Origin of the sequence: Acinetobacter sp. AS5, from assembly GCF_048957595.1 — a bacterium.
GTDB lineage: Bacteria > Pseudomonadota > Gammaproteobacteria > Pseudomonadales > Moraxellaceae > Acinetobacter.
Genome location: NZ_JARDAL010000029.1, coordinates 1 through 15,753, shown reverse-complemented (window position 1 = coordinate 15,753; position 15,753 = coordinate 1). Strand labels below are relative to the sequence as shown.

The following is a 15,753-nucleotide window of genomic DNA, read 5'->3' as shown; positions in this document are numbered from 1 at the left end:
TGGAGGAGGCTACTCCCCTTGTTCAAACTAAATTTTGTTTGAGCGGTAGCTCAATGTGCAGCAAGCATGACAGATTTTTGCTAAGACTACAATTTCATTTACAAAAATCATGCTTCAAGGTGCTTTCTTACCTAAGAAATCCGGACGCTGAATCAGATATAAGCTGATCAGAAAACCTAGGCTAGCCAAGATGGCTCCTACCCAGCCAATACTATGTAATCCGATATGTGCCGTTACCAGACCGCCGAGTAAGGCACCGCCGCCAATCCCGACATTGTACAAACCTGAAAAAATCGCCATGGCGACATCAGTCGCATCGGAAGCCAGATTTAAGGTCTTGGCTTGTAGGGCCAGACTAAACCCAATAATGCTGATGCCCCAGATTAACGCTAGGCTATTGAGCTGAATTACACCCTGAGACAGGGGCAGCAATAACAGCAGCGAGATCCCTAGCCCGAGTGTAAATAGCGGAATGGTGAGTCGGGGAAAATGCGGTGCAAAGCGGCCAAATACATAAGACCCGATCAGGCCCGCACCGCCATAAATTAGCAATAAGCTGGTGGTTTGCGCAGAGCTGAATTGCGCAATATTCAGCGCAAAGGGTTCAATGTAACTATAGGCGGTAAATTGTGCACTAATCATAAGCACGGTAAGCGCAAAAACCAGCATCAAGCTGGGACGTTTCAACAAGCTTTTTAAGCTACTGAACGATCCTGAATTGACACTTGGCAATAAAGGCAAGGTTTTGGCCAGCAGCCCGCAGACCACGCTCGCCACAATCCCAATCAAGGCAAAACTATTGCGCCAGCCATAGGCCTCCCCGACCATCCGGCCAAAGGGAATTCCCAGAACCATGGCCATAGCGGTACCGGTAGCCAATAAGCCCAGTGCCTGAAACTCTTTGCCCTTTGGCGCAACCCGCACGGCAAGCGACGCCGTAATTGACCAGAACAGCGCATGTGCCACGGCAATACCAATCCGGCTCAGCACCAGAATGCTAAAGCTCCAGGCAAAATAGGACAGTACATGACTGAAAATAAACACCGCAAATAAAACCATTAGCAGAAAGCGCCGTTCAATATTTTTGGTCAGTAACATCATTGGCAAAGACAGCAGCGCCACAACCCAGGCATAAATCGTCAGCATCCACCCGACCTGGGTCGGTGACATGGAAAAACTTGCGCCAATATCACTTAATAGTGCCACCGGGATAAATTCGGTGGTATTGAAAATAAAGGCAGCAGAGGCTAAAGCAATCACACAGACCCATTGACGTGTCACCGAGGAGGTGGAAGAAGAGCTGGACATACATATCTGATAAAAAGAACCGGCCGGCAGTTTAAATCTGTTGAGCAAAATGCGGTATTGGTCAGAAGGACAGATTCACAATCTTTTAAAAGAAATCTAACAATAGAGCAGGGAAAAATATGTCAGTCTGGCTTAAAAACAAGGAGAGGATCGGCATGTTGATTGAGCATCAGCAACAGGACACTGGAGGTTTATGGTTTGTAGAGCCAAATGAAAAACGTCTGGCAGAAATGAGTTATTCCAGAGTAAATGAAGATCAATTAGTGATTGAACACACCTGGGTCGATGACAGCCTACGCGGACAGCACGTCGGGCATCATCTAGTCGAGGCCGCTGTGAATTTTGCCCGTGAACACGGCATCAGGATTATTCCAAAATGCCCTTTTGCCAAATCCATGTTCGAGCGAGAGCCTCGCTTTAATGATGTTTTATAATTTTAAAATGATAACAAAGGTTTAGATTCGTATGGAAATTAAATATCAAGATTCAAAACGCGGTGGTGTATTTTTTATGGAAGATCAAGGACGCCGTCTGGCGGAGATCACTTATCAATGGCGGGGCGATGCCGTCATCATTGCCGATCACACCTGGGTCGATGATTCCCTGCGTGGCCACGGTATTGCCCGAAAAATGCTGGATGTACTGGTCGATTTTGCCCGTGAAAAAAGTTTAACCATCATCCCGCAATGTTCTTATGTGGATGTCATGTTTAAACGTGACCGAAGTCTGGCAGATGTCGCAGCAACTGCTATTTAACTACCCAAGGGGATTTCCCGAAAGATAAATGCAGTTTTTCTTTCAAGGCAGGAATCAATATAACCTGTAACAGGGTATATAAACCGAAACCTGCCATCACGCCGGTCATGGCCCAGAAAATTTCTTCAAACTGTTGCAGCATCACTAAAATTGCCATGATCAGCAGGTAACTGGCATGAAAATAAATACGATGTCCAACAAATTTCAAAATCGCCCAGCTAATAAAAATTGAACTGATCAGCAGATTGGTTTGAGCGCTGAAATGCCAATTATTTAAAGTGATGATCAGGATAAAACACACACATAACAAGGCGAGGGTTAAAATCAGATCTTTTAACATCAAGTGATCCTCATGTTCATGGTAGGTGTATGAAAATATTCGTTTAATAATTTAGGCACTATTGTTAAAAGTTTAATCCAGAAATGCAAACTGAAAACCGTGTAAGCAAAAACGGATATTTGCTTAAAAAATAGTCGACTTAATTTAAAATTATTGATTAAATTGTGTTTTTAATTCTTCCCTCTAGAGAGATGGCATGATGCTACAGCTTTGCTATGCCAGTGAACGCATAGAATCTGAACAAGAGTTGTTACAAGATTTGAGCGATATTTTAGCCACTGCCCGGAAGTTTAACCTTCAGCATCAGATTCATGGGGTGTTGTATTATTCCCATGGCAAATTTTTCCAGTGCCTTGAAGGTCGGGCTGAAGTAGTGGAAAGTTTATTTCAGAGCATTTGTCAGGATCTCCGCCATCACAATGTCCTACGTTTTGCAGATGCAATAGTAGAGCAGTCCCATTTCTCGGAATGGTCAATGAAATATGTGCATAAACACAGTGAAATTTCTTCTTTATTTTCACGTTTAGGTTTTAAGCAATTTGATCCGCATGCCTTACAGCAGTCAGGAATTGCCGAATTCCTCAAAGTACTGTATCGCCTGGAAGAAAATCAGGCCAGTCTGGCATCGCCAAAAGGCTATAAGCAGCGTGGTTATGTCCCCTATTTCTGATCTGAGGGGTAAATGCTGAAAATAAAAAAGTCCGCATAGCGGACTTTTTTGTCTGATGTGGATTAGCTCATGTCAATCATGACTTTTAAGGCCTTTTCATCGGAGGCATGTTTAAACACATCATAGGCTTTTTCAAAATCGGCAAATTTAAAATGATGGGTCGCCAGTTTTTCTAGGGGCAATTTTCCGGAACAGCAGGTTTTCAGCAGCATGCCTGTGGTATTGGCATTCACCAGACCGGTGGTGATGGTCAGGTTTTTAATCCAGAGTTTGTTCAGTTCAAAACTTACCGGTTTACCATGCACGCCGACGTTGGCAATATGCCCGCCCTCTTTCACGACATGCTGGCAAATATTCCAGGTGGGTTCTACCCCTACTGCTTCAATGGCACAGTCAACCCCGCGTCCATCGGTAATCTCTAGGATCTTTTGAATGGCATCTTCTTTAGCAGAGTTGATGGTATGTGTTGCGCCGACAGTCTTGGCAAATTCCAGCCGGTTATCATCCATATCCACCATAATAATATTGGCAGGTGAATAGAACTGTGCGGTGAGCAGACAGCTCATGCCGATTGGTCCTGCTCCGACAATCGCCACATTGTCGCCCGGTTTGACATCGCCATATTGCACGCCAATTTCATGTGAAGTTGGCAGGATATCTGAAAGGAATACGGCCACATCTTGATTCAGGCCTTCGGGTAAATGATAGAGTGAGGTATCGGCAAAGGGCGTACGTACATATTCGGCATGGGTGCCGTCAATCATATAACCCATGATCCAGCCGCCTTCATTGCGGCAATGTGCATACAGCTGTTTCTGGCAGTTTTCACAGGTTCCGCAGCGGCTGACACAGGAAATAATCACCCGGTCGCCCTTTTTGAAGTTCTGCACGGCGGAACCGACTTCTTCCACAATACCAATGCCTTCGTGACCTAAAATACGCCCGTTAAAGCTGCCCTCTTTTCGTGTGGCCTCCTGCTCAATTTCCGGGTTTTTACCTTTCCAGATACCCAAGTCGGTACCACAGATGGTGACTTTTTCGAGTTTAATGATGGCATCGCCGGGATGCAAAATGGTGGGAACTGGACGGTCTTCAAAGCGGATATCATTTGCGCCGTAATAGACCATCGCTTTCATCGTTGTCATGACACATCTCCTAATGGAGTGAGGAATGAGAATGACCTGACTCAGCGAGAATAATGAACGCCTCGATTGCTTTTATACAGTGACAGCGATGGGCTGATTCATGATCTGGCTTTCAGGCCTATAAATACCTGTGTTCTTCCCGATTGTGCCTTGAGTGATAGGGTGCTGCAATGAGTCTTGTGTACAGATTGCAACAAAAAATCATCAAGGATAGTTCAGAGATAAATCTGCTCTTTGGGTTAATATTTAAATCATAGGATTGCAGGATCAGAACAGTCCTTCACTTTTTCTCAATCAACGTTTTAATACGCTAAAAAAAAGCCCGCTAGGCGGGCTTCTTCACTTCACTTAAATCTGTTTTATGCTTGTAAAACAGTGATCAGCTTCTGATGCAAACCGCCAAAACCGCCATTCGACATAATTACTACGGCATCGCCCTCGCCTGCTTCTGCCACCACAGTCTGAATGATGTCATCCAGTGTGCGTGCAACTTTGGCCTTGTTTGGCGCAGCCTCAATGACCGGTTGCAGATCCCAGTCCAGTCCTTCCGGTTGATACCAGATCACTTCATCGGCCAGACGTGCTGAATGAGCCAAGCCATCTTTATGACTACCCATGCGCATGGTATTGGAGCGCGGTTCAATAATTGCCCAGAGTTTGCGTTCACCCAGACGTTTGCGCGCACCTTCTAAGGTCGTATCAATCGCTGTCGGATGATGGGCGAAGTCATCATAAACCTCGATACCACGAACAGTGCCTAACAGTTCCATACGGCGTTTCACCCCACCAAAATTCGACAGCGCTTCACAGGCGGTTTCAATTGATACGCCAACATGTTCAGCAGCGGCAATGGTGGCCAAGGCATTGGCCACCGAATGCTGCCCGGTCATATTCCACTGTACTTCGCCTTTGACAACGCCCTGTTGCAGGACTTTGAAATGTGAACCATCTGCTGACAATTGTTCGGCATAAAGTTCAGATTTTGCGTTGGCATCCAGACTGGTGCGCACTACAGGTGTCCAGCAGCCCTGCTCCAGCACTTCATCAATATTGCTTTCAGTAATCGGCGCGATAATCCGGCCTTCACTTGGAATGGTACGAACTAAATGATGGAACTGCTTTTGAATCGCTGCCAGATCATCAAAGATATCGGCATGGTCAAATTCCAGGTTATTTAAAATTGCTGTTTTTGGATGGTAATGCACGAACTTGGAACGCTTGTCGAAGAAAGCGGAATCATATTCATCGGCTTCGACACAGAAATATTTCCCACCACCGAGACGCGCACTTTCCGAAAAGCCCAATGGCACACCGCCAATCAGAAAACCTGGCTCCAGACCGGCTTGATCCAGTACCCAAGCCAGCATCGTGGTGGTCGTGGTTTTACCATGTGTTCCGGCGACACCCAGCACGTGTTTACCTTGCAGAACATGATCAGCCAGGAACTGCGGACCTGAAATATAAGGCAGACCTGCATTCAGCATATATTCGACTGCATCAATACCACGCTTCATGGCATTGCCGACGATCACCAGATCCGGATGAGGCTGTAAATGACTGCGGTCATAACCCTGCATTAAAGTGATGCCCGCATTTTCAAGTTGGGTCGACATGGGTGGATACACATTCAGGTCTGAACCTGTTACCTGGTGGCCCAGATCGCGTGCAAGTAGCGCTAACGAGCCCATAAAGGTGCCACAAATACCCAAAATATGCAGATGCATCTACTTTACTCCGTTCCTGTCTGACCCATCACTTTATATTGGTGCTGTTGTCATGATTTATTCAATTTGCAAGCAACGATAGCAAGGCTTTAGCTGAAAAGATAGTGAAAATTCTGGCCTTGTTGTGGGATTTTTTAAATCCTGTTTCACGGATAAATTCAAAGAAAATTTCAAAGCGATGCAATATCTTTTCGCCAAATAAACCGTAAAATAAGTTCGACTTTTTTGCAGAGTGCATGCAAATGCTGCCGGCTTTATTTCTTCTGGTAATTGCCAACTGTTTTATGACCCTGGCCTGGTATGGGCATTTAAAATTTTTGCCGCATGATGCACAGCTCTGGCAAGCGATTTTGTTCAGCTGGGCCATTGCCCTGTTTGAATATAGTCTGATGATTCCAGCGACCAAATTACTGGCGCAGCAAGGCCTGGCAGTCGGTCAAATGAAAATCACCCAGGAAGTCGTGACCCTACTGGTCTTCGTTCCTTTTATGATTTTCATGTTTAAGCAGCCTTTTAAACTGGATTATCTCTGGGCCGCTTTATGTCTGTGTGGATGCGTCTATTTTATCTTCCGTACCCCTTAACTTAATCTAATGGCTCAGCTGAGTCAGTGGGAAATGGCTTCTAAATTCGGAAAGTAATTTCTGCCGATCCGGTTCAAATTCCAGTTTATTCAGGCAGCGCTGGATTAATTCAATCGCCATTATTTCTGCAGCCTGTTTTAGTTCAGGTTCGGGTACGTTATGTTGAATCATCGCTAAACATTTCAATATTCTCTGATTGAGTTCAATACAGCCCACACAATCTCGGGCCATCGGGGCAAAACTACTGTAAATCAAATCCCCGAAATCAAAGATATCCACACTGATATGCGGACAATCCCGCTCCGGTAAATCTTCCGCGGCCTTGCTATCAATCAGGATTCGAGTTAAGGCATCAACGGCATTAATCGCTGATCCAACATCGTTCACTGCGGGAGACATCGCCTTCTGCCCTACTTCGCTCATCACCACTACACCAAAACGTGGGTCCTGTAAAAAGCTGCGATTGGTTTCAATGATTACATGATTCAAAATGGAGTTTCGGATCTCCTGCTGCTGTTCCGGGCTGAAATCGCGGTCGCTATATACCTCTGCCAGTGCCGTCATTGGATCCAGAAATTTTCCGGGTAGCTGGGGAAGATGGATATGCAGCTGCTGGCTGACGGCCAGTTGCTCCAGTCCTTCACTATTAAAATTGGTGAAATAGCCGGTCTGGGTACTAAAAACACGAAAGGCAACTGCTTGCTCTGGGCGTTGTCCGGTGGCACCAAAATTCGGCTGATGTCGAAACTCCGCCAAGGCGGTAGAAGCAGCGACTTCAATTTTGTGAATGGTGGTGGTGAGGTTGCCTAGTTGCGACAGGGTGTGTACCCAGCGAATCAGGATATAAATCAGGTACATCAATACCAGAATGGTACTGATAAACAGTACAAATCTGCCTGCAGAACCATAATAGCCAAGCCCGAGCGCAATCTTGGCAATCACGGCATAAATAAAAGCCGAGATAAAACTGCTGATGGCAAGGCGGGTATTGTCATCACTCATCATCAGCTGATAGGCACGTGGTGTCCCGCTGGATGAGGCAGATGCAAAGGCTGCGACCATAATCGACAGGGAAAAAGTGGTGACTGCCAGCATGCTGGAGGCAATAATATCTAGCAGGCTGCTCAGGGTTTCAATACTGATATTGGGAACAGTGCTGGTCGGGATGAAATAGCGACTGGCGATTGCAAACAGCGAGAAAAAGGTCGCAAAGAGGGCGCCAAGGGCTGGCATCAGCCATAAGTTTTCTGAGGGGTTCTGTAGCCAGATTTTTAGTTTGTACCACATAAAAATGCCCTGCCAATGTATAGATTTTAGTATTAAGTTATTCATTGCAAAAAAGTTTTATCTTGATAGTTATACTTTTTTTAATGTGATGTATGTCCTATTTTTGTATTTTTAGCCACAAAATTATCTTTTTATTTTCGACTATTTTCCAAACAGATAATTTTAATTCTTAATTGTTGAGCTGAACTTTAGACCAAATCAATTTCAGTCTATAATGAGTACTCCTATTCAAGCTTGGCTCTCTCGTCGAGATTTATCTTTTCTCACTTTAATCTCTGGAAAATTTGCAATGAATGCGGCTGCTGCACAAGATACTCCTCTCGTAGGTATTATCATGGGTTCTCAATCAGATTGGGCAACTCTCGAACACACTGCCAATATGCTCAAGCAGCTTGGTGTCCCATTTGAAGCCGAAGTTGTTTCTGCACATCGTACTCCAGACCGCCTGTTTGAATATGCCGAGCAAGCGCGTGATCGTGGTATTCAGGTGATTATTGCTGGTGCAGGTGGCGCAGCGCATTTACCGGGGATGTGTGCGGCAAAAACTGATCTGCCAGTTTTGGGTGTACCTGTGAAATCTTCGATTTTAAACGGTGTTGATTCATTGCTGTCTATTGTGCAAATGCCAGCCGGTATTGCAGTCGGTACCTTGGCCATCGGTCCTGCCGGTGCAACCAATGCTGCCATTATGGCGGCGCAAATTCTGGGTTTGACGCGTCCAGAGATCGCAAAAAATGTTGCAGATTTCCGTGTAGCGCAAACAGATAAAGTCGCAAGTAACAATATTCCAGGCCAGGCTTAAGTCGAGATACAGATTATGGATAAAACCATCGGTATTTTTGGTGGCGGTCAGCTGGGTCGTATGATGGCGCAAGCGGCACTTCCATTAAATATTCAATGTACATTTTTTGAAGCCAGCACAGACTGTCCTTCTGCTGCTTTGGGTCCGGTGATTTCGAGCCAAGCTGAAAATGGTCTGCAAGACTTTATTAACAGTGCAGATGTATTTAGCCTTGAGTTTGAAAATACGCCACTTGCAGATGTTGATGTACTGACGCAAAGCAAGCAACTGCATCCGCCGCGTCAGGCTTTGGCGATTGCCCAGCATCGTCTGTCTGAAAAAGCCTTGTTTGATGAACTGGCTATTCCGGTTGCACCGTACAAAGCGGTCACTTCACTGGAAAGCTTACAGGCTGCTGTAGCTGAACTGGGCTTGCCGATCGTACTGAAAACTTCGCGTGGCGGTTATGATGGCAAAGGTCAATTTGTTTTACGTTCGGCCGATCAGATGGATCAGGCCTGGGCAGAATTGGGCCCTGCGGGTGAACTGATTGCTGAAAGTTTCGTGACTTTCTCGCGTGAAGTTTCAATCATTGCAGTACGCGGCCAAGATGGTGATGTAAAAACCTGGCCATTGGCGGAAAATCATCATCATGACGGCATTCTGTCGCACTCGATTGTGCCAGCACCGGACAGTACTGACTTGCAGCCGGTAGCACAAGAATACATCACTCGCCTGCTGAATCATCTGAACTATGTCGGTGTGCTGACCCTTGAGCTGTTTGTGACAGACAATGGCCTATATGCCAACGAGATGGCACCACGTGTGCATAACTCGGGTCACTGGTCGATTGAAGGTGCAGTATGTTCGCAGTTTGAAAACCATGTGCGTGCCGTGGCAGGTTTACCTTTAGGTTCAACTGAAGTGATCCGCCCAACTGTCTTGGTGAACATCATTGGTCAGCATCCGAAATCTGCAGATGTACTTGCTCTGGAAGGTGCACATTTGCATCTTTACAATAAGTCAGAGCGCGAAGGCCGCAAGATTGGTCACATTACCCTGATGCCAAATGACAGCGCGCAATTGTCTGTACTTTGCCGCCAACTGGCGAAAATTTTACCGAATCCATTGGCATTGAGCGAAGATATGACCATCTAGGCTTTAACTTGCTGATAAAAAAAGCGATCACTTTGGTGATCGCTTTTTTATTTGTCTGCTTTCAGGCATGATTGCGCCTCTTCAAAAATACCTGCCATTGGTCGGATCAGTTTTTAAATCAATTGCTTATAAACTGATCAATTGAGTATAAATATAACAATCCAATAAAACCTTTTTTACAGCTGAATTTTGCCATATTCACTTGTAGATAAGCTTGAAATCAAAGTTTGAATTTAAAACTGGAAAGCAGTTTTGAATTTAAATTCATAAAAATAAATTCAAATTTAAATCGCACTTTGAATTTAAACTTGCGCTTTTAAATTCAAAAAATATGAATTCAAATTTAAAACTGGATAAATGAATTCAAAGTTTTTGAATTTAAAAATATTAGCTCATTATTCAAATGAATTTAAAACAAAAACGAGTGTAATTAGAGCATGTTGATGATCGTGACTCGCTTTTCCTGAAACAAGTTATCCCCAGTAATTTTTTAAATTCAAAAATAATTCCAAATGTTTTGAATTTAAATTTAAAAATCCTGCTGATTTGAATTTAAAACAAGCTTGTGGATAACTCGTGTTTAAATTTAAAGATTACAAAATGAATTTAAAAGTGTAGGAATTATGAATTTAAATTTACGCATTGGCGCTTTAATTTTCATCATGAGCTGCTAAGGTAGAAGCATAATTCAAAATCTAAATATTCAAGGGTCTTATGCAACGGCTTGCACTTTTTATTGGTTCTGTGGTCTTGGCTGCTTCACAGGCACAGGCTGAACTTATTATTAATGGTCAACGTGTCACGCCGACTGATTTGACCTCTAGTTCAAATATCCCGAATTATGCCTCCCAAAATAATTTTCAAAACTGTCTCGCTAATTTGCGCAGTCAAGCTGTTGCTAGAGGTGTAAGCGGCAGTACCTATGATCGTTATACCCAGAACTTAAACCCGGATTATTCAGTGATTGAACGCCTGAATTACCAGCCTGAATTTTCTACCCCAATTTGGGATTATTTGTCTGGTTTGGTGGATGAAGAGCGGGTTCAGCTCGGCCGGCAAAAATTACAGCAACATCGTGAGGTGCTCAATCGTGTTGCTGCCACCTATGGTGTACCTGCAGAAACGGTGGTTGCGGTCTGGGGCGTCGAGAGTAATTTTGGCGATATTTCCGGGAAATATCCTTTATTACAGGCTTTGGGGACTTTGAGCTGTGAAGGTCGTCGCCAGAGTTATTTCCGCGGTGAGTTTTTTACCACCATGAAACTGTTACAGCGTGGTGATGTGCGCGAAGAACAATTAAAGGGTTCCTGGGCAGGCGCGTTTGGTCATACCCAGTTTATGCCATCGACTTATGATGAGCTTGCAGTTGATTTTGATGGTGATGGACGACGTGATCTGGTTTCAAGTATTCCGGATGCACTGGCATCGACCGCCAACTTTTTAAGTAAGCGTGGCTGGCAGAGCGGACAACCTTGGGGCTTTGAAGTCAAGATCCCGCAAGGCATGTCGATTTCCGGTGAAGGCCGTCGCAATAAAAAATCGCTAAGTAGTTGGATTAATCAAGGTGTAGTTCGTGCCGATGGTTCGGCATTGATTCAAGGAAATTTATCGCAATCCTCTCAAGCCGGATTGCTTGCACCTGCAGGATCGAATGGCCCAGTATTTTTAGTATTTAAAAACTTCGATGCCATTTATAGCTATAACGCGGCAGAAAGTTATGCCTTGGCCATTGCCCATTTATCAGACCGTTTGCAGGGTAAAGGTAGCTTTGCGGCCACATGGCCTACTGATGATCCGGGAACTTCGCGTGCAGAACGTCGTGAGATCCAGCAATTTCTGTTAAACCGTGGCTATGATATTGGTGCAGTGGATGGTCTAATTGGAGATAAAACCCGTCAGGCGATTCGTCAGGAACAGCAGCGTTTGGGCTTAAGTCCTACAGGTCGTGCCGGTCAGCAGATTCTGCGTGCTTTTAGAAATGAAAATGCCAAACGCATGATGCAATAAAAATATTGAAAACGAAAAAAGGTCTGCATTCATGCAGACCTTTTGTGATGACTGTTTTTGAGTAGCTATTATAGTCATGCAAGATAATAGTAATTCGCTGAATTTAAACAGCAGTAATGGTGCCGAGGACGCGATAGCCAGCGGCACCAGTGACTGCAGGCAAGTTACCATTCAGCTGGTTCATAAAACGCATGGCCAGCCAGGCAAAGGCAGTAGCTTCTACCCAGGTCGGACTGAGGCCCAGATCGGCGGTAGTCTGTACGCTCCATTCATGTTTGCGCAGGCGCCAGCGCAACTGCTCCAGTAAATGTGAGTTGTAGGCACCACCACCGCAAACAAAAACCTGTCCGGTATCCATGCCGGAGCGGTAAATGGCTTTTTTAATGGCACGGGTGGTGAGCTTTAATAAAGTCGCCTGTACATTTTCCGGGGTATCTTCCAGTTCATCGTATTGCAGGTCATTGCGCCAGTCAGCAATCTGTTCATCCAGCCATTCCAGGTTGAAATCTTCACGACCAGTACTTTTCGGAGGTTCTTTGGAGAAGAATTCGTGTGACTGCAAGCGATCGAGTAAACTGCGAATCGGGGTGCCATAGGCTGCCCAGTTACCATTTTCATCAAAAGGCTGACCGGTATAACGGGCACACCAGGCATCCATCAAGATATTGGCCGGTCCGGTATCAAAACCATAAACCTCTTCAGGCTTCCCGGCAGGCAGCAGGCTGACATTGGCAATGCCACCCAGATTTAAAATTACCCGGTGAATGCTGTCATGCTGGAAAATATCCTGATGAAATGCCGGAACTAAAGGTGCTCCCTGACCACCTGCCGCCAGATCACGACGACGGAAATCTGAAATCACCGGAATCTGGGTAATTTCAGTAATGATGTTCGGGTCACCAATTTGCAGGGTGAAGCCATGTTCAGGACGATGCCGGATGGTCTGGCCATGCGAGCCAATCGCCTTAATTCTGGATTTATCGAGGTTATTTTTTTCAATCAGCGCATTAATACCATGACCAATCATTTGTGCCAGTGCAACATCGGCCTTACCCATGCGGTCAATTTCATTGTCATCAGGCAAAGTCAGTGCCATCAGTTCATCCCGAAGGTCAGGATCAAATGCCAAAGTGAGTGTGGCGTGAAGCTGGAGTGGATCAAAAGAAGCAGCAACAATATCGACACCATCCATGCTCGTGCCGGTCATTACCCCAATATAGATCGCTGTCATGGTTATTCTTAAGCCTGCAATATGCTGAAAAAGTGTTAGTATATCGCACAAATTGAGTAACTGATGTATTGGATTTTGTGATGTCAAATTTCCTGCCGGCTGAAGAACAACTTGCCCTCATTCAACGAGGCACCCACGAAATTATTTCTGAAGAAGATCTTCTCAAGAAATTAAAATTGAATCGTCCATTAAAAATTAAAGCGGGTTTTGACCCGACTGCGCCTGATTTGCACTTGGGCCACACGGTTCTCATTAATAAGTTAAAAGTATTCCAGGATTTGGGTCATGAAGTATTGTTTCTGATCGGTGACTATACTGCGATGATCGGTGACCCGACCGGCAAGAGCGCAACACGTCCACCATTGTCACGTGAACAGGTTTTAGAGAATGCTAAAACATATCAAGAACAAGTATTTAAAATTCTTGATCCCAACAAAACCAAAGTGGTGTTTAACTCGGAATGGTTTGCACAAAAAACTGCGGCTGATTTAATTCAATTGGCATCACAGCAAACGGTTGCGCGTATGCTTGAACGTGATGACTTCACCAAGCGTTATAACAACCAGCAGCCAATTGCGATTCATGAATTTTTGTACCCATTGGTACAAGGCTATGACTCTGTTGCGCTGGAAGCAGATGTTGAATTGGGTGGTACAGACCAAACCTTTAACCTGTTGATGGGTCGTACCTTACAAGGTCGTTATAACCAAGAAGCACAAGTCTGTATCACAGTGCCAATCCTTGAGGGTTTAGATGGCGTCAACAAGATGTCTAAATCTTTAGGTAACTATATTGGTGTATTTGATGCACCGGGCGCGATGTACCAGAAAGTGCTTTCAATGCCGGATGCATTGATTGAGCGTTATTTTGATCTGCTCAGCTTTAAAACCATTGAAGAAATTCAACAGTTATTAAAAGAAGTGGCAGAAGGCCGTAATCCTCAAGAAGTGAAAAAGATTCTTGCGTTGGAGCTGGTCGAGCGTTTCCATGGTACAGAAGCGGCTGCCAATGCCCACAAAGGCGCGGGTAATATCATTACTGAAGGTGAATTACCCGAAGGCACGCCAGAAGTGACCATTTCACGTGGCGAGTTTGGTGGTGAAATCTTTATTACCTCGATTTTACGTGAAGCAGGCTTAACCAAAAATGCAGCTCAAGCTAAGGATGCATTAGGCCGTGGTGCAGTGAAAGTGGATTGGCAGACGGTAGATACGACCTATTCTGTGAAAGAGAACGTGACTTTGATTGTTCAGGCCAGTAAAAAAGCAATCGCTAAAGTCACTTTTGTTGACTAAAAAGCGGATAAGTTATTGAAATAAAAGCAGGCTTCGGTCTGCTTTTTTTGTTGATGTTCTATATTTAAAAATCAAATAAGTAAAGTCAAAAAAAACCCTATGAAAACAAGAGTTAATTTTTCCCAAATCACTTGCTTTTCATCTTTATTATGTATAGGATTTATTCATCTAGAGAATTCGTTTAGAGCATCTAGAGGGTAGTAAAAATAATAGTACTCCACAACTGAGAAAGTCTCTTTTCCAAGAGGCTCTTTTTAAAAGCTTTAAAGCGAATAACTATAATAATGACATAATGGATCGGGTAAAGATTCAATTGTAAGGAGGAGATTTTGGGAGAGATCTCTTCCTTTTTTATTTATTCTGATTGCGTAATCAAGATATAAATCTGCATGCCCACTCTTGTCGTTGAGCAACTAAACTTAAAATTAACTAGCAAATTGGGCTTAGGTGAATGACCTCTAAGAATGAGTTCATTTCAATTGACTGTGAAAAAAGAGCAAAACATAAAAAATTAAAGCAGAGGTGATTGAATGTATCGCTTTCCAACAGAAAATATTTTTGATGAACAAATTGATTGCATATTACGGTTCTTATTTGAATACCAGCCAGTCGAACAAAAACAGCAACTCTATGGATCTGTCTATACTTTATTTATGCAGCTTGATCTGGCCGCGCATTACTTTCTATTTTCCCTGATTGAAGAGCAGTTACCGCGACGCGCGAAATTATTCTTTATTGCCGAGGATTATCAGGGTAAGAAAGACATGATTGTAGAGGTCATGCAACATTGGCGTGGACAGCAACAGCAGGAAAAAGTCGCTTAATGCAAAATAACAGACTTTATCTTCTATATATAAGTGATCTACGCATGGTTTTGGGATTCGAAAACTAAAAATGAATACTTCTTTTATATAGCAGCCCAAGAATAGGCTTTTATAAAAGCTTTTTACGTAAAAAATAACTCACAAATTAAGGAGTCTAGGATTTAGATCGGCTTACTGAGCGAGATAGATTAATTTTGGTTTTCTTTTGACGTGCTAATTTAAATAAAAGACAAGATTTCAATGTTAAAAGGCTAAAAATACTATTTTAACGATTATTGTGATAGCTTTTAGGTCTAAATGAATTTTCAGTTATAAAAATAAAATGACGTGTTTAGTGCATTTATTAAATAAAAACGCTTAAAAATTAGATAAAAAAGCGATTTTTTAGCAATTTTTGTAGAAAAAAAAGACATACGTGAAAAATATAGTGAATTGGGGGTTGCAATGATTCTAAAATCCTCTAGAATGCACCCATACCGACGAGATAGACGGAAACGAACGAAGCAGAATGGCGGAGTTGTTAAGTTTATCGAAGTCCAGCTTCTAGCACTGACGAGGTGTTAGAGAGATCATTAAGAGATTATGAAGAACAACTTGTGTGGATTTTTACTGGTTGATCGATCGAAATTATTTTCATTGATTG

15 protein-coding genes are annotated in these 15,753 nt (G+C 43.8%); 9 read left to right on the top strand and 6 right to left on the bottom strand.

Features of this window, described 5'->3' with window-relative positions:
* Positions 1–114: 114 nt before the first annotated feature.
* Positions 115–1,308, bottom strand: coding sequence for a sugar transporter (locus PV763_RS10570; RefSeq protein ID WP_420937803.1), 1,194 nt, complete (start codon positions 1,306–1,308; stop codon positions 115–117).
* Between the two features lie 155 nt (positions 1,309–1,463).
* Between PV763_RS10570 and PV763_RS10565 the strand changes: the two genes are divergently transcribed.
* Entirely contained in the window at positions 1,464–1,742 is a 279-nt protein-coding gene (locus tag PV763_RS10565; protein WP_219307891.1) for a GNAT family N-acetyltransferase, read from the top strand.
* A 31-nt stretch (positions 1,743–1,773) separates the two neighbouring features.
* Entirely contained in the window at positions 1,774–2,064 is a 291-nt protein-coding gene (locus PV763_RS10560; RefSeq protein ID WP_005108225.1) for a GNAT family N-acetyltransferase, read from the top strand.
* On the opposite strand, the gene PV763_RS10555 is transcribed toward PV763_RS10560, so the two are convergent.
* Positions 2,057–2,404, bottom strand: a complete 348-nt coding sequence (locus PV763_RS10555) for a hypothetical protein (RefSeq protein WP_219307893.1) — start codon at positions 2,402–2,404, stop codon at positions 2,057–2,059. The genes PV763_RS10560 and PV763_RS10555 overlap by 8 nt on opposite strands.
* 196 nt (positions 2,405–2,600) lie before the next feature.
* On the opposite strand from PV763_RS10555, the gene PV763_RS10550 reads away from it, so the two are divergent.
* Positions 2,601–3,074 carry a BLUF domain-containing protein gene (locus PV763_RS10550; protein WP_219307895.1) on the top strand — a complete coding sequence of 158 codons (474 nt, stop codon included), beginning with the start codon at positions 2,601–2,603 and terminating at the stop codon, positions 3,072–3,074.
* 62 nt (positions 3,075–3,136) lie between these two features.
* Here the strand turns inward: PV763_RS10550 and PV763_RS10545 are convergent, their stop codons facing one another.
* Together PV763_RS10545 and mpl are read right to left on the bottom strand one after the other, a co-directional pair.
* Entirely contained in the window at positions 3,137–4,219 is a 1,083-nt protein-coding gene (locus PV763_RS10545; RefSeq protein WP_219307897.1) for a zinc-dependent alcohol dehydrogenase family protein, read from the bottom strand.
* A 359-nt stretch (positions 4,220–4,578) separates the two neighbouring features.
* Complete coding sequence (gene mpl / locus PV763_RS10540; RefSeq protein WP_219307901.1) at positions 4,579–5,943, bottom strand: UDP-N-acetylmuramate:L-alanyl-gamma-D-glutamyl-meso-diaminopimelate ligase; 1,365 nt, start codon at positions 5,941–5,943, stop codon at positions 4,579–4,581.
* Between the two features lie 242 nt (positions 5,944–6,185).
* On the opposite strand from mpl, the gene PV763_RS10535 reads away from it, so the two are divergent.
* Positions 6,186–6,527: a DMT family protein gene (locus PV763_RS10535; protein ID WP_219310104.1), complete on the top strand. Its 342-nt coding sequence runs from the start codon at positions 6,186–6,188 to the stop codon at positions 6,525–6,527.
* A gap of 6 nt (positions 6,528–6,533) precedes the next feature.
* Here PV763_RS10535 and PV763_RS10530 read toward each other — a convergent pair whose 3' ends face one another.
* Positions 6,534–7,814 (bottom strand): DUF2254 domain-containing protein, encoded by a 1,281-nt coding sequence (locus PV763_RS10530; protein ID WP_219307903.1) that lies wholly within the window; start codon positions 7,812–7,814, stop codon positions 6,534–6,536.
* Between the two features lie 289 nt (positions 7,815–8,103).
* Here PV763_RS10530 and purE point away from each other — a divergent pair, with 289 nt between their 5' ends.
* The 3 genes from purE to PV763_RS10515 all read left to right on the top strand — a co-directional run bounded on the left by purE (position 8,104) and on the right by PV763_RS10515 (position 11,760).
* A complete protein-coding gene (purE, locus tag PV763_RS10525) occupies positions 8,104–8,616 on the top strand; it encodes a 5-(carboxyamino)imidazole ribonucleotide mutase (RefSeq protein ID WP_420937802.1) in 513 nt (170 codons plus the stop codon).
* Between the two features lie 15 nt (positions 8,617–8,631).
* Positions 8,632–9,753 (top strand): 5-(carboxyamino)imidazole ribonucleotide synthase, encoded by a 1,122-nt coding sequence (locus PV763_RS10520; RefSeq protein ID WP_004281903.1) that lies wholly within the window; start codon positions 8,632–8,634, stop codon positions 9,751–9,753.
* A gap of 714 nt (positions 9,754–10,467) precedes the next feature.
* Complete coding sequence (locus PV763_RS10515; RefSeq protein WP_219307905.1) at positions 10,468–11,760, top strand: lytic murein transglycosylase; 1,293 nt, start codon at positions 10,468–10,470, stop codon at positions 11,758–11,760.
* Positions 11,761–11,863: 103 nt separating this feature from the next.
* On the opposite strand, the gene PV763_RS10510 is transcribed toward PV763_RS10515, so the two are convergent.
* Positions 11,864–12,991 (bottom strand): anhydro-N-acetylmuramic acid kinase, encoded by a 1,128-nt coding sequence (locus PV763_RS10510; RefSeq protein ID WP_396470085.1) that lies wholly within the window; start codon positions 12,989–12,991, stop codon positions 11,864–11,866.
* 80 nt (positions 12,992–13,071) lie between these two features.
* Here PV763_RS10510 and tyrS point away from each other — a divergent pair, with 80 nt between their 5' ends.
* Together tyrS and PV763_RS10500 are read left to right on the top strand one after the other, a co-directional pair.
* Entirely contained in the window at positions 13,072–14,286 is a 1,215-nt protein-coding gene (tyrS, locus tag PV763_RS10505) for a tyrosine--tRNA ligase (protein WP_005264466.1), read from the top strand.
* Between the two features lie 530 nt (positions 14,287–14,816).
* Positions 14,817–15,110, top strand: a complete 294-nt coding sequence (locus PV763_RS10500; RefSeq protein WP_004647152.1) for a hypothetical protein — start codon at positions 14,817–14,819, stop codon at positions 15,108–15,110.
* The last annotated feature ends 643 nt before the right edge of the window (positions 15,111–15,753 follow it).

What these genes read in the sequence shown, in the direction of transcription:
- PV763_RS10500 (WP_004647152.1), top strand. Translation starts at nt 14,817, where the DNA reads ATGTATCGCTTTCCAACAGAAAATATTTTTGATGAACAAATTGATTGC.
- PV763_RS10510 (WP_396470085.1), bottom strand. Translation starts at nt 12,991, where the DNA reads ATGACAGCGATCTATATTGGGGTAATGACCGGCACGAGCATGGATGGT.
- PV763_RS10560 (WP_005108225.1), top strand. Translation starts at nt 1,774, where the DNA reads ATGGAAATTAAATATCAAGATTCAAAACGCGGTGGTGTATTTTTTATG.
- PV763_RS10520 (WP_004281903.1), top strand. Translation starts at nt 8,632, where the DNA reads ATGGATAAAACCATCGGTATTTTTGGTGGCGGTCAGCTGGGTCGTATG.
- PV763_RS10530 (WP_219307903.1), bottom strand. Translation starts at nt 7,814, where the DNA reads ATGTGGTACAAACTAAAAATCTGGCTACAGAACCCCTCAGAAAACTTA.
- PV763_RS10565 (WP_219307891.1), top strand. Translation starts at nt 1,464, where the DNA reads ATGTTGATTGAGCATCAGCAACAGGACACTGGAGGTTTATGGTTTGTA.
- PV763_RS10545 (WP_219307897.1), bottom strand. Translation starts at nt 4,219, where the DNA reads ATGACAACGATGAAAGCGATGGTCTATTACGGCGCAAATGATATCCGC.
- PV763_RS10555 (WP_219307893.1), bottom strand. Translation starts at nt 2,404, where the DNA reads ATGTTAAAAGATCTGATTTTAACCCTCGCCTTGTTATGTGTGTGTTTT.
- PV763_RS10535 (WP_219310104.1), top strand. Translation starts at nt 6,186, where the DNA reads ATGCTGCCGGCTTTATTTCTTCTGGTAATTGCCAACTGTTTTATGACC.
- mpl (WP_219307901.1), bottom strand. Translation starts at nt 5,943, where the DNA reads ATGCATCTGCATATTTTGGGTATTTGTGGCACCTTTATGGGCTCGTTA.
- PV763_RS10570 (WP_420937803.1), bottom strand. Translation starts at nt 1,308, where the DNA reads ATGTCCAGCTCTTCTTCCACCTCCTCGGTGACACGTCAATGGGTCTGT.
- purE (WP_420937802.1), top strand. Translation starts at nt 8,104, where the DNA reads ATGAATGCGGCTGCTGCACAAGATACTCCTCTCGTAGGTATTATCATG.
- tyrS (WP_005264466.1), top strand. Translation starts at nt 13,072, where the DNA reads ATGTCAAATTTCCTGCCGGCTGAAGAACAACTTGCCCTCATTCAACGA.
- PV763_RS10515 (WP_219307905.1), top strand. Translation starts at nt 10,468, where the DNA reads ATGCAACGGCTTGCACTTTTTATTGGTTCTGTGGTCTTGGCTGCTTCA.
- PV763_RS10550 (WP_219307895.1), top strand. Translation starts at nt 2,601, where the DNA reads ATGATGCTACAGCTTTGCTATGCCAGTGAACGCATAGAATCTGAACAA.